We start from the raw sequence: 23625 nt of genomic DNA, 5'->3' as shown, positions 1-23625 counted from the left end.
CTATCCCTTGGAGCGACCAGTGAGCGCACCCATCCGTCCCGGCCTCCACGAACGCTTCCGGCGCGGCCTGGAACTGTCCCCGGGGCGCACGGCCGTGCACACGGACACCACGGCCCTCACCTACCAGGACGCCCACGAGCTGGCCCTGACGTGGGCGGGCACGCTGCTGTCGGCGGCCCCCGAGCCGCCGCGCGCCGTCGGGGTCCTCGCCGCGAAGGGCACCGAGGCCTACGCCGGGATGCTCGCCGCGCTGTACGCGGGCGCGGCGGTGGTCCCGCTGCACCCCGGGTTCCCGGCCGTGCGCACCGAGCGGATGCTCCGGGACGCCGGTGTCTCTGCGGTCGTCGCCGACGACCAGGGCCTGGCCGCGCTGCGGGCGCTGCCCCGCGACCCGGGGGTGCCCGTCCTGGCGCCCGGCCGGGACGCCGGGCCGCTGCGGCAGCTGCGGCCGAGCCGGAACCTGGCCCTGGCCGAGCCCCGCCCGGTCGCCGGGGAGGACGTCGCGACGATCCTGTTCACCTCCGGCTCGACCGGCCGGCCCAAAGGCGTCCCGGTCACGCACCGGAGCACCGCCCACTACTTCGACGTCCTCGACCGGCGCTACGACTTCACCCCCGACGACGTCTTCTCGCAGACCTTCGACCTGAACTTCGACTGCGCCCTGTTCGACCTGTTCTGCGCCTGGGGGGCCGGTGCGACGGTGCGGCCGGTGCCCGCGCACGCCTACCGGGAACTGCCGGGGTTCGCCAAGGAGACGGGGATGTCGGTGTGGTTCTCCACGCCGAGCGCGATCGCCCTGCTGCGGCGGATGCGCGCCCTGGCACCCGGGGCGCTGCACGGGCTGCGCTGGAGCTTCTTCGCCGGGGAGGCGCTGCGCGCCGACGACGTCGAGGACTGGCTCCGGGCCGCGCCCGCCTCCCGGGTGGAGAACCTGTACGGACCCACCGAGCTGACCGTCACCGTCACCGGCCACCGTTGGGACCCGCGGCGGTCCCCGGGACGCTGCGTGAACGGCCTGGTGCCGATCGGCGCGGTCCACGACGGCCACGACCACCTCCTGCTGGGCCCCGACGGCCGGCCCGTCGCCGACGAGGGCGAACTGTGCGTCAGCGGCCCGCAGATGACGCCCGGCTACCTGGACCCCGCCGACGACGCGGGACGGTTCCTGCACCACCGAGGTCGCACCTGGTACCGGACCGGTGACCGCGTCCGGCGCCTCGACGACGGCGAACTGATCTACCTGGGGCGGCTGGACTCGCAGGTGCAGATCCAGGGCTGGCGGGTGGAGGTCGCCGAGATCGAGCACGCGCTGCGGTCCAGCGGCGCGGTCGAGGACGCCGTCGTCGTGGCCGCGGCCGGTCCGAGGGGAACCGAGCTGTACGCCTTCTACACCGGCGACGCCCGGCCCGCCGCCGAACTGGCGGGAAAGCTGGGCGAGGTCCTTCCGCACGCTCTGGTGCCCAAGCACTTCCGGCAGGTTTCGCAGTTCCCGCTGAATTCCAATCGGAAAATCGACCGCCGGGCACTGGCCGCGAGCGCCGCCCACGGCATAGGGGTCGGCTAGGGGTGCCTCCCCGGCGTAGCTCTCCCTAGGGTGCCGTTCCAAGAGCGATTGCAGAAAATCGAGGTGGATGATGACGGAAATGGCGATTCAGGAAACGGCCGCCGAATATCCGGCCTTTCCGATGCAGCGGGCCGACCCGCTGGGCCCGCCCGAGCTGTACGCGGAATTGCGCGAACGGGAGCCGATCTCCAGGATCCGGATGAGCGTCACCGGACAGGAGGCGTGGCTGGTCACCCGCTACGACCACTACCGCGAGCTGATCCGCGACCCCCGCGTCAGCGCCGACATGTACGCCGACAACTACCCGCGGCAGATCCCGGTGCCGCTGGAGCTGCTGCGGTCGGTGCCCCGGACCATCTTCCACCTGGACGCCCCCGACCACACCGTCCACCGCCGGCTGCTCACACCGGAGTTCACCTACCGGCGCATCGAGGGCATGCGCGAGCGCACCCAGCAGATCGCCGACGAGTACGTGGACCGGCTGCTGGAGAAGGGCGGCCCGGTCGACCTGATGGCCGAGCTGTCCCTGCCGATGCCCTCCCAGGCCATGTGCGAGCTGCTGGGCATCCCGCCGGCCGACCGGCACATCTACCACGAGTGGATCACCCTGCTGATCGGCACCGACACCACGCCCGAGCAGCACGCCCAGGCCGAGATCACCGTGGTGGGCCACCTCGAGAAGCTGATCGCCCAGAAGACCGAGCACCCCGAGGACGACCTGCTCAGCCGGCTCATCGCCCGCAACAACGAGGAGAAGCTGGTCAGCGACCGCGACGTGCTCAACCTCGCGCGTTCGCTGATCGCGGGCTCCCACGAGACCAGCGCCAACATGATCACGCTCAGTGTGCTGGCGCTGCTGCGCAACCCCGAGCAGCTGGCCCTGCTCAAGGCCGACCCGTCGCTGGACGCGTCGGCGGCCGACGAGATGCTCCGCTACTTCAGCGTCTCCGACGCCGGCACCTCCCGGGTCGTGCTGGAGGACATCGAGCTGGGCGACGTGGTGCTGCGCAAGGGCGAGGGAGTCGTCGCCTCGATCCTGGCCGCCAACCACGACCCGGAGGTGTTCACCGACCCCGGGCGCATCGACATCACCCGCTCGCCCAACAACCACGTCGCCTTCGGCACGGGCATCCACCAGTGCATCGGCCACCTGGTCGTCAAGATGCAGCTCGGCATCGTGCTCGGCACGCTCTTCCGCCGCATCCCCGACCTGCGTCTCGCCATCGACCTGGACGACGTGAAGTTCAAGAACGCCGCCATCCGCGGTGTCGAAGCCCTGCCCGTCACCTGGTAACGAAGGACACCCCATGCGACTGAACGCCGACCGGGACCGCTGTGTCGGAGCGGGAGCCTGCGCCAGCACGGTGCCCGCCGTGTTCGAGCAGGACGAGGAGGAGGGGCTGGTGCGGCTGGTGACCGACCGGCCGGAGTCCGCGCTGGTCGGCGTGGTCAGGCGGGCGGTCAGCATGTGCCCCGCCCAGGCCATCCGGGTGAGTTCGGAATGACGACCACCGTGACGTCCGGGCTCGTCGCCGAACTGCTGGCCGAGAGCGCCGCGAAGGCGGGCGACGCCACCGCCGTCCGCGACGCCGGGGGCGCGTGGAGCTACGCACGCCTGGCCGACCTGGCCCGCGGCTTCGGTGCCTGGCTGGACGCCCGGGGCGTGCGCCGCGGCGACCGCCTGGTGGTCCAGCTGCCCAGCACCCGCGAGCTGGTGGCGCTGTTCTACGGCGCCGCCTTGCGAGGCGTCGTCTTCGTGCCGCTCAACCCGGGGATGAAACGCTTCCACCTGGAGTCGGTGCTCGCCAACGCCGAGCCGGCGCTGATCGTCTCGGCGGGCGAGCGCGCCGGCCGGCTGCGCGGCATCTCCTCCGTCCCGGTGCACGAACTGGCCGAGCTGTGGCCGGAGGTCACCGCGCTCGCCGACAGCGGCGTCGAACCGCCGGCGGCGGGGACCGTTCCCGAGGACGTCGCCGTCCTCGTCTACACCTCCGGCAGCACCGCGGCTCCCAAGGCGGTGATCTGCCCGCACGCACAGATCGTCTTCGCCTCCCGCGCCATCGTCGAGGTACTGGACTACCGGCCCGACGACGTCGTCTTCTGCCGCTTCCCGCTCTCCTGGGACTACGGCCTGTACAAGGTGCTGCTGGCCTGCCTGGGCCGCAGCGAACTGGTCCTGGCCGACGAGGAGTCGGACCTGCTCCTGCTGCGCCGCATGCGCGAGACCGGCGCCACCGTCGTACCCATCGTGCCCTCGCTGGCCCAGATGATCGTCTCGCTGGCGCGCCGCGACCCCCGGGCGCTGCCGCCGGTGCGGATGTTCACCAACACGGGCGCGGCCCTGCCCGCGAAGACCGTGGCGGAGCTGCGCGAGCTGTTCCCCGGCGTGCGGGTGGTCCGCCAGTACGGCCAGACCGAGTGCAAACGCGTGTCCATCGTCCCGCCGCGGGAGGACCGGGAGCACCCCGGGTCGGTCGGCGTGCCGCTGCCCGGCACCCGCGTGCTGATCCTGGACGCGGACGGGCGGGCGCTGCCCGACGGCGAGGTCGGCGAGATCGTGGTCACCGGGCCGCACGTCATGCCGGGCTACTGGCGGGACACCGAGCAGACGGCCCGCACCTTCCGCCCCGACCCCGACACCGGGCAACCGCGCCTGCACACCGGCGACTACGGTCACCTCGGCGCGGACGGACACCTCTACTTCGAGGGCCGGCGCGACGACATGTTCAAGCGCAAGGGCATCCGGATGAGCACCGTCGAGATCGAGGCGGCGGCGCTGGACGTGCCCGGGATCCGCGCGGCCGTCGCGATCCCGCCGGAAGACGGCCACGACCTGGTGATCTTCGTGGAGGGCGAGGTCCAGCCGCACGCCGTGCTGCGGGAGCTGGCCGCCCGGCTGGAACCCGCCAAGGTGCCGGCGTCCTGCCGGGTGCTGGACGCCATACCGCTCACCCAGCACGGAAAGAACGCCCGCCGCGAGCTGGCCGAGACGCTCAGGGGGGACCGCTCATGAGCCGGTACGCCGAGCTGGCCGAACGCTTCGGCACGCCCCTGTACGTCTACGACCTCCAGGAAGTCGCCACCGCCCGGACCGAGCTGCTCGACGCGCTGCCCGAGCGCACCGAGCTGTACTACGCGCTCAAGGCCAACCCGCACCCCGACCTGGCCCGCGAACTGCGCGCCGGCGGCCGGGGCTGCCGCGCCGAGATCAGCTCCAGCGGTGAGCTGGCGGCGGCGCTGGCGGCCGGGTTCGACGCCGCGGACTGCCTCTACACCGGGCCGGGCAAGACCGCCGCGGAGATCGGCACGGCCGTCGCCGCCGGAGTGCGCAGGTTCTCCACCGACTCCGTCACCGACGTCCGGCGCGTCGCCGAGGTCGCCGCGGGCCACGGCGTGCGCGCCGACTGCCTGCTGCGGGTGAACGCCGTCGACGCCGCCGCCCCGACCGGCATCCGGATGACCGGCCGGCCCTCCCAGTTCGGCTTCGACGCCGAGGAACTGCCCAGCATCCTCCCGCTGCTGCGGGACCTGCCCGGCGCCCGGATCAGCGGCCTGCACTTCTTCCCGCTCAGCAACGCCAGTGACGAGGCCAGCCTGACCGAGGAGTTCCGGCAGACCCTCGCCCAGGCCGCCGAACTCCGGCGCGAACTCGCGCTCGACATCGAACTCCTCGACATCGGCGGCGGATTCGCCGCCCCCTACGGCATCCCCGGCGGGCGCGGCAGCTACCCGAAGCTCAGGGCGGAACTGGAGGCGGCGCTCGACCTGTCCTTCCCCGGCTGGCGGGACGGCGCCCCGACCGTCGCCTTCGAGTCCGGCCGCTTCCTCACCGCGTGCGCCGGCACCCTCCTGCTCGGCGTCAGCAACGTCAAGACCAGCCGCGGACGCAAGTTCGTCATCCTCGACGGCGGCATCAACGTCTTCGGCGGCCTGTCCGGCCTGGGCCGGCTGCTGCCCGTGGCCGTCGAACCGGCCGACGGCGACCCGGTCGAACGGGCCAGCCTGGTCGGTCCGCTGTGCACCCCGGGCGACGTACTCGGCCGCGAGATCGAGCTTCCCGCCCTGGCGCCCGGTGACATCGTCACCGTGCCCAACACCGGCGCCTACGGCCCGTCCGCCAGCCTGCTCGCCTTCCTCGGCAGGCCCGCCCCGCTGGAGGTGGTGGTGCGCGGCAGCGACGTGGTGTCGGTGTCGCGGATCGACTACCAGCGGGTTCATCAGTGACCCGTCTTCGGCGAACCCACCGGGAGCACCGAGAGTGATCCAGTCCGACAGCCTTCAGCCGCGCGCCCGCACCGTCACGCCGGGCGGCACCGTGATCGTCAGCACCGTCGCCTCCGACGCCCACACCTGGAACCTGGTCTTCCTCCAGCTGCTGCTGGAGGAGGCGGGCTACGACGTGGTCAACCTCGGGCCGTGCGTGCCCGACGAACTCCTCGTGGCGGAGTGCGTGCGGCGCGACCCGACGATGCTCGTGGTCAGCAGCGTCAACGGGCACGGCTACTCCGACGGGCTGCGGGTCGTCACCAAGCTGCGGGCCCGCCCCGAACTGGAGCGGACCGTCATGGTCATCGGCGGGCTGCTGGGCGTGTCCGAGTCCCCCGAGGAACGGGACCGGCAGCCGGCCGACCTGTACCGGGCCGGGTTCGACGCCGTCTTCGCTGGCGGCGGCGCCGCGGACCTGAAGCGCTACCTGGAGGCCGGGCAGCGCCGGACGCCCGAGCTGGCGGGCCCGCGGTGACCCGTGAACCCGTCCGCCCGGCCCCGCCCCCGGCGCCCCGGCCGGGCACCGGCACCCCCGCCGCACCCGACGCTCCCGTTGACTTCGGCGAGTTCGTCCGGGTCCGGGGCGCCCAGGGCACCCTCGTGATGCAGCCCCGCATGGGCTTCGGCGACCCCGGGCAGATGCGCGCCGGCCTGCTCGCCACCCGGGCCGCCGCGGCCGTCACCGTCGGCACGCTCACCCTGGACAGCTACACCAGACTCGGCGACCACGCCGCCCTCGCCGAGGTGCTCGGCTCCGGCGGCCCCCTCAACGGCTACCCGCTCGTCGCCTACGGCACCGAGGTCACCGCGGGGGTGCTCCACGGCGTCCACGGACCGGACTTCCCCGTCCAGGTCCGGCACGGCTCCGCCGCCCCCCAGGACATCTTCACCGCGCTCGTCGCCGCCCGCCTCAACGCCAGCGAGGGCGGCCCCGTCTCCTACTGCCTGCCCTACGGCCGTACGCCCCTGGCGGAGTCGGTGGCCAACTGGCGCGAGAGCGTCGGGCGGTTCGCCGCGCTGCGCGAACACGGGGTGGAACCGCACCTGGAGACCTTCGGCGGGGCCCTGCTGGGCCAGCTCTGCCCACCCAGCCTCCTGGTGGCGGTGAGCGTGCTGGAGGCCCTCTTCTTCCGGCAGTCCGGAGTCCGCAGCATCTCGGTCAGCTACGCCCAGCAGACCGACCCCGAGCAGGACCGCGAGGCCGTCGCGGCGCTGCGCCGCCTGTGCGGGGAACTGCTGCCCGAACCCACCTGGCACGTGGTCGTGTACGCCTACATGGGCCTGTACCCGACCACCCGCACCGGCGCCTACGGCCTGCTGGCGGAGGCCGTACGGCTGGCGGTGCGGTCCGGCGCGGAACGGCTGATCGTGAAGACCGTCGCCGAGTCCCGCCGCATCCCTACCGTCCAGGAGAACGTCGACGCCCTGGAGTTCGCCGCACGGGCGGCCCTGCCGCACCGCCGCGACCCCCTCGGACCCGCCGACTCGCAGACCTACGCCGAGGCCGCCGCCCTCGTCGACGCCGTCCTGAACCTGCACCCGGACGTCGGCACGGCGCTGCTCACGGCCTTCACCCACGGATACCTCGACGTGCCCTACTGCGTGCACCCCGACAACCGGGGCCGCACCCGCAGCTACATAGACGGCGACGGACGGCTGCGCTGGGCCGACCCCGGGGCGCTGCCCCTGGGCCGCCTGGTGCGCACCGACCGGACCCGGCACGTGACCTCGACCAGCCTGCAGTCCGACCTCCTGTACATGCGCAGGAAGTTCGACGACGCACCCGACCCCTCGGCCCTGAACCCGTCCAGTGAACGAAGCGTGGAGCCCGCGGATGACGCAGTTTGACAGCCCCTCTTTCGAACTCGACGGACGCGGGCTCGCCCGGCAGCTCGCCGACGCCCCCGCCGCGGAGCAGGAGCACCTGCTGGCCGGGCTGGTGACCGCCCAGGTCGCCGCCGCGCTGCGCAAGGCCACCGGAGAGACGGTCCCCGTCGACCCCGAGACGCCCTTCCGCCGGCTGGGCCTGGACTCGCTGGGCACCGTCGACCTGCACTCCCGCCTCAACGCCGCCACCGGCCTGGCCCTGCCCCTGACGACGGTGTTCGACCACCCGACGGTCGCCGCGCTCACCGCGCACCTGCGCACCGACGTACTGGGCCTGACCCGGCGCCCGGCCGCCGCCGACGCCCCCGCCCGCCCGGCCGAGGCCACGGACGAGCCGATCGCCATCGTCGGCATCGGCTGCCGCTACCCCGGCGGCGCCGCGGGCCCCGAAGAACTGTGGCGGCTGGCCGCCGACGGCGTGCACGTCCTCACCGACTTCCCCACCGACCGCGGCTGGGACACGGACCGGCTGTTCTCCGACGACCCCGACGACCCCGGCACCAGCTACGTGACCAAGGGCGGCTTCCTGCCCGACGCCGCCGAGTTCGACGCCGACTTCTTCGGCATCGGCCCGCGCGAGGCCACCGCCATGGACCCGCAGCAGCGGCTCGTCTTGGAGACCTCCTGGGAGGCGCTGGAGCGCGCGGGCATCCCCCCGACCTCGCTGCGCGGCACCCGCTCCGCCGTCTTCATCGGCGCCGAGCCGCAGGAGTACGGAGTACGCCTCTTCGAGGCCCCCGACGGCCTGGACGGCTACCTCCTGACCGGCAACACCCCCAGCGTCCTGTCCGGACGCGTCGCCTACACGCTTGGCCTCGAAGGGCCCGCGCTGACCGTCGACACCGCCTGCTCCGGCTCCCTGGTCGCCCTCCACCTCGGGGTGCAGTCCCTGCGCCGCGGCGAGTCCACGCTGGCCCTCGCCGGCGGTGTGGCCGTCATGGGCGGGCCCGGCACCTTCACCGCCTTCAGCCGCCAGCGCGGCCTCGCCCCCGACGGCACCGTGAAGGCCTTCGCGGAGTCGGCCGACGGCACCGGCTTCGCCGAGGGCGTCGGCGTCCTCGTCCTCGAACGGCTCGGCGACGCCCGCCGCAACGGACACCCCGTCCTCGCCGTCGTCCGCGGCAGCGCGGTCAACCAGGACGGCGCCTCCAACGGGCTCACCGCACCCAACGGAGCCGCCCAGCAGCGGGTCATCCGCCAGGCGCTCGCCGACGCCGGGCTGCGCCCCGAGGACGTCGACGCCGTCGAAGGCCACGGCACCGGCACCACCCTCGGTGACCCGATCGAGATCCAGGCCCTGCTGGCCACCTACGGACACGCACGGCCCGAGGACCGGCCGCTGTGGCTGGGCTCCCTGAAGTCGAACATCGGGCACACCCAGGCCGCCGCCGGTGCCGCCGGCGTCATCAAGATGGTCCAGGCCCTGGCCAACGGAGTGCTCCCGCGCACCCTCCACGTCGACCGGCCCACCAGCCGCGTCGACTGGACCCGGGGCACGGTACGGCTGCTCACCGACACGGTGCCGTGGCCGCGCGGGGACCGGCCGCGCCGCTCCGGCGTGTCGTCCTTCGGCGTGAGCGGCACCAACGCGCACGTGATCCTGGAGGAGCCGCCCAGGGAAGAGACGGAACAGGACCCCCCGGCCCCCGCCGAAGCGGCCCCGGCCGGGCCCCTGCCGTTCGTGATCGGCGCACACGACGACAACGCCCTGCGCGCCCAGGCCGCACGCCTCCTCGACGTCACCGGCGCCCCCGCCGACATCGCCCACGCGCTGGCCACCACCCGGTCCGCACTGCGCCACCGGGCCGTCGTCGTCGCCGACGGCACCGCCGAACTGACCGCCGGACTGACCGCGCTCGCCGCGGGCGACACCGCCCCAGGCCTCCTCCGCGGCGACGGAACCGCACCGAGGACGGCCTACCTGTTCACCGGCCAGGGCAGCCAGCGCACCGGCATGGGACGCGGGCTCGCCGCGGCCCACCCCGTCTTCGCCGACGCGCTCGAAGAGGCCTGCGCACACCTCGACCTCCAGCTTGACCGGCCGCTGAAGGACGTCATGTGGGCCGCCGAGGGCAGCCCCGAGGCGGAACTGCTGCACGGGACCGCCTACGCACAGTGCGCCCTGTTCGCCCTGGAGACGGCCCTCTACCGGCTGCTCGCCTCCTGGGGCATGCGGCCCGACTACCTCACCGGCCACTCCATCGGCGAGCTGACCGCCGCCCACGTCGCCGGAGTGCTCTCCCTGGAGGACGCCGCCACACTCGTCGCCGCGCGCGGACGGCTCATGCAGGAACTCCCGGCCGGCGGCGCCATGATCGCCGTACGCGCCACCGAGGAGGAGGTCCTGCCGCTCCTCGGCCCCGACACGGCCGTCGCCGCCGTCAACGGGCCCGACTCCGTCGTCCTTTCCGGCCCCGAGGACGCCGTCACCGAGTCGGCCGCACGGCTGGCCGCCCTCGGCCGCAAGACCCGCCGGCTGAACGTCAGCCACGCCTTCCACTCGCCGCTGATGGAACCCGCGCTCGCCGAGTTCCGCAGCATCGCCTCGCTCATGAGCTACGCGGCGCCGCGGATCCCGATCGTCTCCAACGTCACCGGCCGCCCCGTCGGCCCCGACACCATGAGCAGCCCCGAGTACTGGGTCGAGCACGTACGGCGCACCGTCCGCTTCCACGACGGCCTGCGCTGGCTGGCCGACCGGGGCGTGGGCACCTACCTCGAACTGGGTCCCGACCCCGTGCTGTCCTCACTGGGCGGCGAGAGCACCGGGGACGGCCAGGACACCGCGTTCGTTCCGCTCCTGCGCGCCGACCGCGACGAACGGCGCGCGGTGGTCCACGCCGTCGCCGCCGCCCACGCCCAGGGCGCCGCCGTCGACTGGCACGCCTTCTTCTCCGGCCGCCCCGCACACCGCGTCGAGCTGCCCACCTACGCGTTCCAGCGCCGCCGGTACTGGCTCGACCCCGTCACGCCCGAGAACCCGGCGCGGATCGGTCTCGACCCCGCCGGGCACGCCCTGCTCGGCTCGTCCGTCGAACTGGCGGGCAGCGGACAGGCGGTCTTCACCGGCCGGATCACCCTGCGCTCACACCCCTGGCTGGAGGACCACGTCATCGCCGGGACGGCCCTGCTGCCCGGCACCGCCTTCCTCGACCTCGCCCTGCACGCCGCCGACCGCGTGGGCTGCGCCGGCGTGGAGGAACTCACCCTGGAGTCCCCGCTCGCGGTACCCGCCGACGGCGGCATCGCACTCCAGATCGTCGTCGGCGCCGCCGACGGCGGCGGACGCCGGACGGTCGACTTCCACGCGCGTCCGGACGGCCCCGACGAGGCCTGGACCCGGCACGCGGGCGGCGTCCTCGCGCCCGACGCCGTGGCCGTGGCCGAACAGCACACCGAGACCTTCGCGGTGTGGCCGCCCACCGACGCCGAACCCGTCGACACAACCGGCCTCTACCGCGAACTCGCCGCCCAGGGCTACGACTACGGCCCCGCTTTCCGCGGCCTGCGCGCCGTGTGGCGCCGCGGCACCGAGGTGTACGCCGAGGTGACCGCGCCCGCCGCCGACCCGACCGGATACGGCCTGCACCCGGCGCTGCTCGACGCGGTCCTGCACGCCACCGACTTCGCCGCCCCACCCGCCGAACCGGGCCGCACCAGGCTGCCGTTCGCCTGGAACCGCGTCGCCCTGCACGCCACCGGGGCGACCGGGCTGCGGGTCCGCATCACCCCGTCCGGCACCGACGAGGTGGCCCTCACCCTGGCCGACGAAACCGGGCAGCCCGTGGCGACCGTCGGCTCCTACCTCGTCAGGGAACTGCCCGAAGCGGGCCTGCGGTCGCTGCGCGGCACCGGCCGCGACCTCCACCACGTGCGGTGGCGGCCCGTCGGCCCGGTGGCACCCGGCCACACCGCGCACACGGTGCACCGGACCGCCCCGGCCCGGGGCTCCGTACCGGAGCGGGCCAGGCACATCCTCCACCGCACGCTCGCCGCGCTCCAGGACCGCCCGGAGAACGGACCGCTCGTCGTCGTCACCCGGGCAGCGGTCGACACGGACGGCACCGGCGCCGACCCCGCACAGGCACCGGTGTGGGGCCTGGTGCGCGCCGCGCAGGCCGAACACCCCGGCCGGTTCGTGCTCGTGGACGTCGACGCCGACACCCCCGACACCGACGCCCTGCTGGCCGCCGTGGTCGCCGCCGGGGAACCCGAGGCGGCCATCCGCGACGGCCGGATCCTCGTACCGCGTCTCGCCCCCCTGCGGCAACCGGAGGCCGAGACCCCGTGGGGCCCGCACTCCCACGTCCTGATCACCGGCGGCACCGGCGGCCTCGGCGGACACCTCGCCCGGCACCTCGTCGCCGCCCACGGCGTCCGCAGGCTGCTGCTGATCGGCCGCCGCGGCGGCGGCACCGCCCTGCGCGAGGAACTGACCGCGCTCGGCGCCGACGTGACGGTCGCGGCCGTGGACGTCGCCGACCGCGAGGCATTGGCGGAGCTGCTGGCGGACCACCCGGTGACGGCCGTCGTCCACGCCGCCGGCACGCTCGACGACGGGCTCCTCGACACCCTCACCCCCGAGCGCCTCGAGAGCGTGCTGCGCCCCAAGATCGACGGCGCCTGGAACCTGCACGAACTCACCCGCGGCCACGACCTGTCGGCGTTCGTCCTGTTCTCCTCCACGGCCGCCCTCCTCGACGGCGCCGGACAAGCCAACTACGCCGCCGCCAACGCCTTCCTGGACGCCCTGGCCGAGCGGCGCCGCGCCGACGGCCTGCCCGCCGTCTCCCTGGCCTGGGGCCCATGGGCCGGAGCCGACGGCATGGCCGCCGGGCTGGACCGCACGGCACTCGCCCGCATCGCCAGGACCGGCCTCGTCCCGCTCGGCGTCGAGGACAACCTCGCCCTGCTGGACCGCACCGCGGCGGGCACCGCCCCGGCCGTCGTACCGGTACGCCTCGACCGGAGCGCCCGCCACGGCGACGACGCCCCGGCCCTGCTGCGGGACACCACCGGCCGCCCGCGCCGCCGGGCCGCGACGGCACCCGCCACCCGGCCCGGGCCCGCCGAGTTCACCCCGGACTCCCTGCTCGACCTGGTCCGCGCCGAGACCGCCGTCGTCCTCGGCCACCCGGACGGCTCCGCGATCAGCCCGGCACGCGCCTTCTCCGAGTCCGGCTTCGACTCCCTCGCCTCCGTCGAACTGCGCAACCGCCTGAACACCGCCACCGGCCTCCGCCTCGGCGCGACCCTGACCTTCGACCACCCGACCCCCGCCGCGCTGGCCGCCCATCTCGCCGCCAAGCTCGGCGTCACCGAGGCCACCACCGCCCGCGCCACCGGCCCGGTCGACCCCTCCGAACCCGTTGCCATCATCGGCATGGCCTGCCGCTACCCGGGCGGCGTCGAGTCGCCCGACGACCTGTGGCGGCTGGTTGCGGCCGGCGCCGACGCCGTCACCCCCTTCCCCACGGACCGCGGCTGGCCCACCGACCTGTACGACGACAAGCCGGGCACCCCGGGCAAGAGCCTCGCCCGCGAGGGCGGATTCCTCGACGGCGCCGCCGAGTTCGACCCGGCCTTCTTCCGCATCGGGCCGCGCGAGGCGCAGGCCATGGACCCCCAGCAGCGCCTGCTGCTGGAGACCGCCTGGGAGGCCTTCGAACGCTCCGGGATCGACCCGGCCTCGGTGAAGGGCAGCGACACCGGAGTGTTCGCCGGCGTCATGTACCACGACTGGGGCCTGCGCCTGGGCCCGCTGCCCGAGGACCTCGCCGCCTACCACGGCAACGGCAGCCTCGCCAGCGTCGTCTCCGGCCGGGTCGCCTACGCCCTCGGCCTCGAAGGCCCCGCCGTCACCGTGGACACCGCCTGCTCCTCCTCGCTGGTCGCCCTGCACTGGGCGGCCCGTGCGCTGGCCCGTGGCGAGTGCGGGCTGGCCCTGGCCGGTGGTGTGACCGTGATGTCCACACCGGACACCTTCGTCGACATGAGCAGACAGGGCGGCCTCGCCGCCGACGGCCGCTGCAAGTCGTTCGGCGCGGACGCCGACGGCACCGGCTGGTCCGAAGGCGTCGGCGTGCTCGTTCTGGAGCGCCTCTCCGACGCCCGCCGCAACGGCCACCGGGTACTGGCGGTGGTCAAGGGTTCGGCGATCAACCAGGACGGCGCCTCCAACGGGCTCACCGCACCCAACGGGACGGCGCAGCAGCGCGTGATCCGGCAGGCGCTCGCCGACGCCGGCCTCGGCGCCACCGACGTCGACGCGGTGGAGGGCCACGGCACCGGCACCACGCTCGGCGACCCGATCGAGGCCCAGGCGCTCCTGGAGGTCTACGGGCAGAACCGCACCGAGGACCGGCCGCTGTGGCTGGGTTCGCTCAAGTCGAACATCGGGCACGCCCAGGCCGCCGCCGGTGTGGGCGGGGTCATCAAGATGGTGATGGCCATGCGGCACGGTGTCCTGCCCCGGACGCTGCACGCCGACGAGCCGTCGGAGCAGGTGGACTGGTCGGCGGGCGAGGTGCGCCTGCTGACCGAGGCGCGGGAGTGGGCGGCCGGGGACCGTCCGCGGCGCGCGGGCGTGTCCTCGTTCGGCATCAGCGGCACCAACGCCCATGTGCTCCTCGAACAGGCGCCGCCCGCGGACGATGCCACACCCACGTCCACCGAACGTCCCGCGCCGGCCCACCCGGTGGCCTGGCCGGTCTCCGGCGCCACCCCCGAGGCGCTGCGGGCACAGGCCCGGCGGCTGCGGTCCTACGTCGAGGAGCGGCCGGAACTGCACCCGGCGGACATCGGCCTGTCCCTGGCCACGACCCGCGCCGCGCTGGAGCACCGGGCGGTCGTCGTCGGCACGAGCCGGGACCACCTGCTGACCGCGCTGGACACGCTCGGCACGGCCACGGGCCCCGTCCGGGAGGGCAGGACGGCGTTCCTGTTCTCGGGTCAGGGTGCGCAGCGGCTGGGGATGGGCCGGGAGTTGTACGCGTCGTTCCCGGTGTTCGCGGAGGCGTTCGATGCCGCGGTGGTGGAGCTGGATCGGTATCTGGAGCGTCCGTTGCGGGAGGTGGTGTGGGGTGAGGACGCGGGGTTGCTGGAGCGGACGGTGTTCACGCAGGCTGCGTTGTTCGCGTTCGAGAGCGCCCTGTTCCGCCTGTGGGAGTCGTGGGGTGTCACGCCGGATGTGCTGGTGGGTCACTCGATCGGTGAGCTGACGGCTGCGTATGTGGCCGGGGTGTGGTCGTTGGAGGATGCGGCGCGTCTGGTGGCGGCGCGGGGCCGGTTGATGGACGCATTGCCCGAGGGTGGTGCGATGGTCGCGGTCGAAGCCACCGAAGACGAGGTCGCACCGCACCTGGGCGATGAGGTGTCGTTGGCGGCGGTCAACGCGCCGGGCTCGGTGGTGTTGTCGGGTGAGGAGAAGGCCGTTCTTGCGGTGGCGGAGCAGTTCGCCGACCGTCGCACCCGGCGTCTGCGGGTCTCCCACGCCTTCCACTCCCCGCTGATGGAGCCGATGCTGGCCGACTTCGAGGCGGTCGCCCGCGAACTCACCTACAGCGAGCCGCGGTTGTCGATCGCTTCCACCGTCGCGCCCGACGCCGATCTCACCGATCCGGCGTACTGGGTGGGCCAGGTCCGTGCCACGGTGCGTTTCGCCGACGCGGTGGTGGAGTTGGGCCGTCGGGGTGTGGTGTCGGCGGTGGAGTTGGGGCCGGATGCGGTGCTGGCGCCCTTGACGGGTGAGGTGTGCACGGCGGTGGCCGCCTCACGACGCGACCGTGACGAGGTGCTGGAGGCGGTGGGCGCCCTGGGCCGGGTGCATGCCCTGGGTGTCGCCGTGGACTGGGCCGCGTTCTACGCGGGCACCGGGGCGCGGCGGGTGGAGCTGCCCACCTACGCCTTCCAGCACGAGCGGTACTGGATCGACGTGCCGGCCGGCGTCGGTGACCTCGGGACCTTGGGTGTCGACGGTGTCGACCACCCCGTGCTGAGCGCGGCCGTGCTCTCCCCGGACTCGGGGGAACTGGTGCTGAGCGGCCGGCTGTCGGCCGGTACGCAGCCCTGGGTCGCCGACCACGAGGTGCTCGGCGACGTCCTCCTCCCGGGCACGGCCTTCGTGGAGCTGGCGCTGCGCGCCGCCGACGAGGCGGGCTGCGGTGGGCTGACCGAACTGACCCTGCAGGCGCCGCTGATCCTCCCCCGGCAGGGCGGCGTGCCGGTCCGGGTCGTCGTCGGGCCCGCCGGCGCCGACGGGTCCCGGCCGGTCACCGTGCACTCCCGGGACGCCGACGGCTGGGTCCGGCACGCGAGCGGACTGCTCGCCGCCGACACGGCACCGGCCGCCTTCGACCTGGCGCAGTGGCCGCCCGCCGGAGCGGAGGCCGTCGACGTGAGCGAGGCCTACGAGCGGCTGCGCGACCGGGGTTACCACTACGGTCCGGCGTTCCAGGGGCTCAAGGCCGCCTGGCGGCACGGGCAGGACGTGTACGCCGAGGTCGCGCTCGACGGGGCCGCCCGGTCCGACGCCCCGCGGTACGGGCTGCACCCGGCGCTGCTCGACGCGGCCATGCACGCCGACCTGCTCGGCGGCGGCGAGGACACGCTGCTGCCCTTCTCCTGGAACGGTGTCGCCCTGTACGCGGCCGGTGCGGACGCCCTGCGGGTGCGGATCCGGCCGATCCGGGGCGAGGAGGTCTCCGAGATAGCCGTGGCGGACACGGAGGGACAGCCCGTCGCCTTCGTCGCCTCCCTCACATCCCGTCCGGTGTCCGCCGACCGTCTCGCGGCGAGCCGGCCGCGGACCGGTGAGCCGCTGCGCACGGTGGGCTGGCGCAGGCACAGTGCCGCCCCGGCGCCGGGCGAGGTGGAGGTCCTCCACGTGCCCGCCGGGGACGGCGCGCTGCCCGACGCGGTGCGCTCCGTCGCCGCCGCGGTCCTGGCCGAGCTGAGGGACCGGCTGTCCGGGCCCGCGGGCGCGCCGGTCGCGATCGTCACACACCGGGCCGTCGCCGTCGCCGACGGAGAGCGCCCCGACCTCACCCAGGCGCCGGTGTGGGGCCTGGTGCGGGCTGCGCAGGCCGAGCACCCCGGCCGGTTCGTGCTCGTCGACACCGACGACCGGGACACCCCGGACGCGGACCTGGTTGCCGCGGCCGGCTGCGGCGAGCCGGAGATCGCCCTGCGCGGCGGGGAGTGGTGGATCCCGAGGCTGGTCACCGCGGAGCGGTCCGCCCCGCCCGTCGACTGGGACCCGGACGGCACCGTCCTGGTCACCGGCGGGCTCGGTGGGCTCGGCGCGCTGATCGCCCGCCACCTGGTGACCCGGCACGGGGTCCGGCGGCTGCTGCTGACCGGGCGGCGCGGTCCGGACACCCCGGGCGCCGGCGCGCTCCGGGACGAGCTGACCGCGCTGGGCGCGCAGGTCGACGTCGCCGCGTGCGACGTCGGGGACCGCGCGGCCCTCGCCGGGCTGCTCGCCGGGGTTCCCGCGGACCGGCCGCTCACCGCGGTCGTGCACGCCGCCGGGGTCGCCGACGCCGGGCTCGTCGGCACCCTGACCGACGCGCGTCTGGACGCCGTACTGGCACCCAAGGCGGACGGCGCCTGGCACCTGCACGAGCTGACCCGGGACCTGGAGCTGGCCGCGTTCGTCCTGCTGTCCTCGGCCGGCGGTCTCGTCCTCGCCGAGGGACAGGGCGGATACGCCGCCGCGAACGTCTTCCTGGACGCCCTCGCGCTCGACCGGCGGGCCGCGGGACTGCCCGCGACCGCGCTGGCCTACGGCATGTGGGCCCTGGACACCGGGCTCGGCGGCGCGCTCACCGACGCGGACCTCGAACGGATGCGCCGCCTCGGCCTGCCCGCCCTCACGGTCGAGCAGGCACTGGCCCTGTTCGACGCCGCACTGGCGGCCGACACCGCGCTCGCCGTGCCCCTGCGCGTCGACCCGGCCGCACTGGGCGCCCGCGGCACCGAACTGCCCGCCCTGCTGCGGGGCCTGGGCAAGGGCGGTGCCCGCCGGGTCGCCCGCACCGCCGACCGGGCCGCCGCACGCTCCCTGCGGGACCGGCTCGCCGGGCGCACCGGCGCGGAGAACGAGCGGTTCCTGCTGGACCTCGTGCGCCGTCACGCCGCGACGGTCCTCGGGCACGCCGGCGCCGACCGGGTCGAGCCCGCCAAGGCGTTCCGCGACCTGGGCTTCGACTCGCTGGCCGCGGTGGAGCTGCGCAACCTGCTCAACACGGAGACCGGCCTCCAACTGCCGGCGACCCTGGTCTTCGACCACCCCACCCCACAGGCCATCGCCGAGCACATCGCCGCGCAGTTCGCGGGCGGCCCGGACCCGGTCGCCGAGGCGGCCCGGGTACCCGCCGCGGCCCCGGTCGGCACCGACGAGCCGATCGCGATCGTCGGCATCGGCTGCCGCTACCCCGGCGGGGTCCGGTCCGCCGACGACCTGTGGGAACTGGTCAGGCGCGGCCAGGACGCCATCTCCGACTTCCCGCAGGACCGCGGCTGGGACATCACGGGCACCCACGACCCCGAACCCGGCCGTCCCGGCCACACCTATGTGCGGGCAGGCGGATTCCTTTACGACGCCGCCGACTTCGACCCCGAGTTCTTCGGCATCATGCCGCGCGAGGCACTGGCCATGGACCCGCAGCAGCGCCTGCTGCTGGAGGCCGCGTGGGAGGCGTTCGAGGTCGCGGGTCTGGACCCGGCCGGACAGCGCGGCAGCCGCACCGGCATCTACGCCGGTGTCATGTACAACGACTACGGCACCCGGTTCCGTAAGGTCGACGACGACCTGGCGGGCTACCTCGCCAACGGCAGCGCCGGCAGCATCGCCTCGGGCCGCGTCGCCTACCTGCTCGGTCTGGAGGGGCCGGGCGTCACCGTGGACACCGCGTGCTCCTCGTCGCTGGTCGCGCTGCACATGGCGAGCCAGGCGCTGCGCCAGGGCGAGGTCTCCATGGCGCTCGCCGGCGGCGTCACCGTCATGTCGACCATGAAGCCGATCGTCGACCTCAGCCAGCAACGCGGACTGTCCCCGGACGGCCGGTGCAAGGCCTTCTCCGCGTCCGCCGACGGCACCGCGTACGCCGAGGGCGTCGGCATGCTGCTGCTGGAGCGGCTGTCGGACGCGCGGCGCAACGGTCACCAGGTGCTCGCGGTCGTCAAGGGTTCCGCGATCAACCAGGACGGTGCCTCCAACGGGCTGACCGCGCCCAGCGGTCCGGCCCAGCAGCGGGTCATCCGGCAGGCGCTGGCCGCCGCCGGGGTGGGCGCCGGCGAGGTGGACGTCGTCGAGGCGCACGGCACCGGCACCCGGCTCGGCGACCCGATCGAGGCGCAGGCGCTGCTGGCGACCTACGGTCAGGAGCGGCCCGCGGACCGGCCGCTGTGGCTGGGTTCGCTGAAGTCGAACATCGGGCACGCCCAGGCCGCGGCCGGGGTGGGCGGTGTCATCAAGATGGTGATGGCACTGCGCAACGCCGTCCTGCCCCGCACCCTGCACGTCGACGAGCCCACCCCGCAGGTCGACTGGGACTCCGGCGACGTCCGGCTGCTCACCGAGGAACGGCCCTGGCCGGAAACCGGGCGGCCGCGCCGCGCCGCGGTGTCGTCGTTCGGGCTCAGCGGCACCAACGCCCACGTCGTCCTGGAAGAGGCGGCCGCCCCCGAGCCCCGCACCGGTGCGCCCCTCGCCCCACCGGCCCTGCCCGTGCCGCTGTCGGCGAAGAGCCCGCAGGCACTGGCCGCCCAGGCGGAGCGGCTCCGCGCGCGGCTCGGCACGGCCGAGCCGGTGGACCTGGCCCACTCCCTCGTCACCGGCCGTGGCCTGTTCGACCACCGGGCGGTCGTCGTCGCACGTGACGCGGCCGCACTGGACGAGGCACTGGCCGCGCTCGCCGCGGGCGAACCGCACGACGCCGTCGTCCGGTCGGTGGCGGCGGCCGGCCGCAGCCGCCCGGTGTTCGTCTTCCCCGGCCAGGGCTCGCAGTGGGCCGGGATGGCCGTACAACTGCTCGACGAGTCCCCGGTGTTCGCCCGCCGGATGGCCGAGTGCGCCGACGTGCTCACCGAATTCGTCACCTGGGACCCGTACGCCGTCCTGCGCGGTGACACCGGTGCGCCGCCCCTCACCGATGTGGACGTCGTCCAGCCGGTGCTGTGGGCCGTGATGGTGTCCCTCGCCGAGCTGTGGCGCTCCTTCGGCGTCGAACCCGCCGCGGTCGTGGGCCACTCGCAGGGCGAGATCGCCGCCGCCTGCGTGGCCGGCGGCCTGTCGCTGCGCGACGGCGCCCGCGTGGTGGCGCTGCGCAGCGCCCTCATCCGCCGGAAGCTGGCGGGCAAGGGCGGGATGATGTCCGTCGCCCTGCCCGCCGAGGAGGTGACAGGACGCCTCGCCGACTGGGCGGGCACGCTGGAGCTGGCCACGGTCAACGGGCCGCGCTCGGCCGTCGTCGCGGGCGGCGAGCAGGCCCTGGAGGAGTTCGGACAGCGGCTGAAGGCCGACGGGGTCAGGTACCGCAGGATCCCCGTCGACTACGCCTCGCACTCGGTGTTCGTGGAGGAGATCGAGCAGGAACTGCTCGCCGAGCTCGCGGACGTGGCACCCGGCGCCGGCACGGTGCCGTTCCACTCCACCGTGACCGCCGGGCTCCTGGACACCGCAGGCCTGGACGCCGCCTACTGGTACCGCAACCTGCGGCAGACCGTGCGGTTCGAGGAGACCGTACGCACCCTCCTCGAAGCCGGGCACGACGCCTTCGTGGAGATCAGCCCGCACCCCGTCCTCACCGTCGGCCTCGCGGAGTGCGTGGAGGCGGACGGGGCCGGCACCGCCACCGTGTCCGGCACGCTGCGCCGCGACGACGGCGGCCTGGACCGCTTCCTGACCTCGCTGGCCGAGCAGTTCACCGCCGGCCTCCCGGCCGACTGGTCCCCGGTCCTCACCGGCACCGGCGCCCGCCGGGTCGACCTGCCCACCTACCCCTTCCAGCGCACCCGCTACTGGCTGGAGGGCCCCGCCGAGGACGCGGCGGACGCCGCCTCGGTCGGCCTGCGGCTGGCGGGCCACCCGCTGCTCGCCGGCGTCGTCGTCTCCCCGGACACCGGGGCGGTCACGCTGACCGGCCGGATCTCCCTGCGCACCCACGCCTGGCTGGCCGACCACGACGCGCTCGGCACGGTCCTCATGCCCGGCACCGGCTATGTGGAACTGGCCGTTCGCGCCGGCGAGGAGGTCGGCTGCGACGTGGTCAAGGAGCTGACCATCGAGGCGGTCATGCCGCTCCCGCCGTCCGGCGGCATCCAGATCCAGGCCGTCGTCGACCCCGCGGACGCCGCCGGTGAACGGAGCCTGAGGATCTACTCGCGCATGGAGGACGCGGCCCCCGACATCCCCTGGACGCTGCACGCCACCGGCGTGCTCGCGGTCGAGGGCGTGCCCGTGCCCGCGGCCGAGACCTTCGGCGTGGGCACCGGCGTCTGGCCCCCGGAGAACGCCGAGGAGGTCGACATCAGCGACGTGTACGACTACCTGACCAGCCAGGGGTACGGATACGGCCCGATGTTCCGGGGCCTGCGCGGCATCTGGCTGCGCGGCGAGGAGACCTTCGCGGAGGTGGCCCTGCCCGACGAGGCCGTCGGCGAGGCCGCGCGGTTCCGGCTGCACCCCTCGATCCTCGACGCGGCGCTCAGCGCGACCGACTTCATGAACGGCCGCCGCCCCCAGGACGTCGGCGGCACCCAGCTGCCGTTCGCGTGGACCGGTGTGTCGGTGCACGCGGTGGGCGCCGCCCGGCTCCGGGTCCGGATCACCGCCTCCGGCCCCTCCGGCGCCGGTTCGGACTCGGTCCGCCTGGAGCTCTCCGACCCCTCCGGCACCCCGGTCGCCACCGTGGAGTCCCTGGTGGTCCTCCCGGTGACCGCGCAGAAGGTCAACGCCGCGCTCAACGCCTACGTCGGCGCCCGGCACAGCGACAGCGTGTACCGGCTGGGCTGGAACCAGCTCCCGCTCGGCAGCGCCGTGTCGGCCGCCGCCGACGGCTGGGCCGTGCTCGGCGACACCGAACCGCCGGGGACGGACCCCGCCCTGCCCCGCCACGCGGACCTGGCCGCCCTGACCGCCGCGCTCGACCGCGGCGAGGACGCGCCACAGCTGGTCGTCCACCCGGTCCCGGCCACCCCCGGCGACGTCCCCGAGGCCCTGCGGGGCGGCGCGCACCGGCTGCTCGCGCTCCTCCAGGGCTGGCTCGCCGAACCGCGGCTCGACCGGACCCGGCTGATGATCCTCACCCGTTCGGCCGCCACGGTGACCGCCGAGGAGCAGCCGGACCTCGTCCAGGCGGCACTGTGGGGCATGGTGCGCTCCGCGCAGGAGGAGAACCCCGGCAGGTTCCTGCTGGTCGACACCGACGGCTCGGCGAGCGCCGCACGCCTGCTGCCCGCCCTCGCCCGGTCCGAGGAACCGGAGGCCGCCGTCCGCGGCAGCCAGGCCCGTGTGCCGCGGCTCACCACGGTGGCCGAGGAGAGCGGGCGCACCGCACCCTGGGGCGCCGAGGACACCGTGCTGGTCACCGGCGGCACCAGCGGCCTGGGCGCCCTGCTGGCCCGCCACCTGGCGCGCGAGCACAAGGTCGGCGCCCTCGTCCTGACCTCCCGGCGCGGCCCGGCGGCCGAGGGCGCCGCGGAACTGCGGGCCGAACTGACCGCGCTGGGCTGCCAGGTGTCCCTCGTGGCCTGCGACGTCTCGGACCGCGCGGCGGTCGCCGCCCTGCTGGACGCCCACCCGGTGACCGCCGTCGTGCACGCCGCCGGCGTCATGGACAACGGACTCGTCGGCGCCCTCACCCCCGACCGCGTGGACGCCGTCCTCAAGCCCAAGGCCGACGGCGCCTGGCACCTGCACGAACTGACCCGGGACCGGCCGCTGTCGGCATTCGTCCTGTTCTCCTCGGTCGCCGGACTCCTGGTGGCCGCCGGACAGGCCAACTACGCGACGGCCAACCGCTTCGTCGAGGCGCTCGCCGCACACCGCGCCGCACAGGGACTGCCCGCGACCTCCCTGGCCTTCGGCCTGTGGGCGACCGCGACCGGCATGGGCGGCGGGGTCTCCGACGCCGACCTGGCCCAGCTCGGCTCGCGGGGCATGCCCCCCATGACCGACGAACAGGGCTGTGCCGCCTTCGACGAGGCCGTCGCCTCCGGCCTGCCGGCCACCGTGCCGATGCTGCTCGACAGCACCCTGCTCGACCCGTCCGTCCCGGTTCCGCCGCTCCTGCGCGAGGTGCTGCGCCCCGCGGCACCGACCATCGCCCGGACCGTACTCGGCCAGAGCGCCCCGGCCGACGGCGGCGGTGCCGCGGCCCTGGAGAAGAAGCTCGCCCCACTGGGCGCGGCACAGCGCGAGCGGGCCGTGCGCGACCTGGTCCGCGAACAGGTCGCCGCGGTGCGGCACACCGAGGCCCGCGCCATCGACCCGCACCGGGGCTTCACCGAGCTGGGCCTGGACTCGCTCGCGGCGATCGACCTGCGCAACCGGCTGCAGTCGATCACCGGCCTGAGGCTGCCCGCCACGCTGATGTTCGACTACCCCAACGCGGCCGTCCTGGCGGAGTTCCTGCTGGCCGAACTGGAGCCCGCGCTCGCGGACCCGGCCGAACCGGCCCCGGCACCCGCCGACGCCGACGGCGACGACGAGGACGTACGCCGCCTCGTCCACGCCATTCCCGTGGAGCGCCTGCGCGAGGCGGGACTGCTCGACACCCTGCTCGAACTCGCCGGGGAGACACCCGGCGAGGACGGACAGGCCGCAGAGGACCGAACCGAAGCGATCAAGACGATGAGCGTCGAGGACCTGGTGCGTGCCGCCATGGCCGCGGACGCCGACTGAG

Annotated in this window: 8 protein-coding genes; all 8 read left to right on the top strand. The window is 74.7% G+C overall.

Annotation, left to right across the window (positions count from 1 at the left end):
- The first annotated feature begins 19 nt into the window (after positions 1-19).
- The 8 genes from K7854_RS32105 to K7854_RS32070 all read left to right on the top strand — a co-directional run bounded on the left by K7854_RS32105 (position 20) and on the right by K7854_RS32070 (position 23624).
- Positions 20-1564 carry an AMP-binding protein gene (locus K7854_RS32105; protein WP_226030075.1) on the top strand — a complete coding sequence of 515 codons (1545 nt, stop codon included), beginning with the start codon at positions 20-22 and terminating at the stop codon, positions 1562-1564.
- Between the two features lie 79 nt (positions 1565-1643).
- Positions 1644-2858: a cytochrome P450 gene (locus tag K7854_RS32100; RefSeq protein WP_226030074.1), complete on the top strand. Its 1215-nt coding sequence runs from the start codon at positions 1644-1646 to the stop codon at positions 2856-2858.
- Positions 2859-2871: 13 nt separating this feature from the next.
- Positions 2872-3069, top strand: a complete 198-nt coding sequence (locus K7854_RS32095; RefSeq protein ID WP_226030073.1) for a ferredoxin — start codon at positions 2872-2874, stop codon at positions 3067-3069.
- On the top strand, positions 3066-4577 hold the full coding sequence (locus tag K7854_RS32090; RefSeq protein ID WP_226030072.1) for an AMP-binding protein: 1512 nt from the start codon (positions 3066-3068) through the stop codon (positions 4575-4577). Before K7854_RS32095 ends, K7854_RS32090 begins: the two co-directional genes overlap by 4 nt.
- Complete coding sequence (locus K7854_RS32085; protein ID WP_226030071.1) at positions 4574-5788, top strand: type III PLP-dependent enzyme domain-containing protein; 1215 nt, start codon at positions 4574-4576, stop codon at positions 5786-5788. Before K7854_RS32090 ends, K7854_RS32085 begins: the two co-directional genes overlap by 4 nt.
- A gap of 34 nt (positions 5789-5822) precedes the next feature.
- Positions 5823-6305: a cobalamin B12-binding domain-containing protein gene (locus K7854_RS32080; RefSeq protein ID WP_226030070.1), complete on the top strand. Its 483-nt coding sequence runs from the start codon at positions 5823-5825 to the stop codon at positions 6303-6305.
- Positions 6302-7678 carry a methylaspartate mutase gene (locus K7854_RS32075; RefSeq protein ID WP_226030069.1) on the top strand — a complete coding sequence of 459 codons (1377 nt, stop codon included), beginning with the start codon at positions 6302-6304 and terminating at the stop codon, positions 7676-7678. The genes K7854_RS32080 and K7854_RS32075 overlap by 4 nt, the downstream gene beginning before the upstream one ends.
- The gene (locus K7854_RS32070) at positions 7665-23624 is read left to right on the top strand and encodes an SDR family NAD(P)-dependent oxidoreductase (RefSeq protein ID WP_226030068.1); all 15960 of its coding nucleotides are present in this window, start codon (positions 7665-7667) and stop codon (positions 23622-23624) included. Before K7854_RS32075 ends, K7854_RS32070 begins: the two co-directional genes overlap by 14 nt.
- The last annotated feature ends 1 nt before the right edge of the window (position 23625 follow it).

It is taken from the genome of Streptomyces hyderabadensis (assembly GCF_020404845.1).
GTDB classification, from domain to species: Bacteria; Actinomycetota; Actinomycetes; order Streptomycetales; family Streptomycetaceae; genus Streptomyces; species Streptomyces hyderabadensis.
This window is presented reverse-complemented; position numbering and strand designations above follow the sequence as displayed.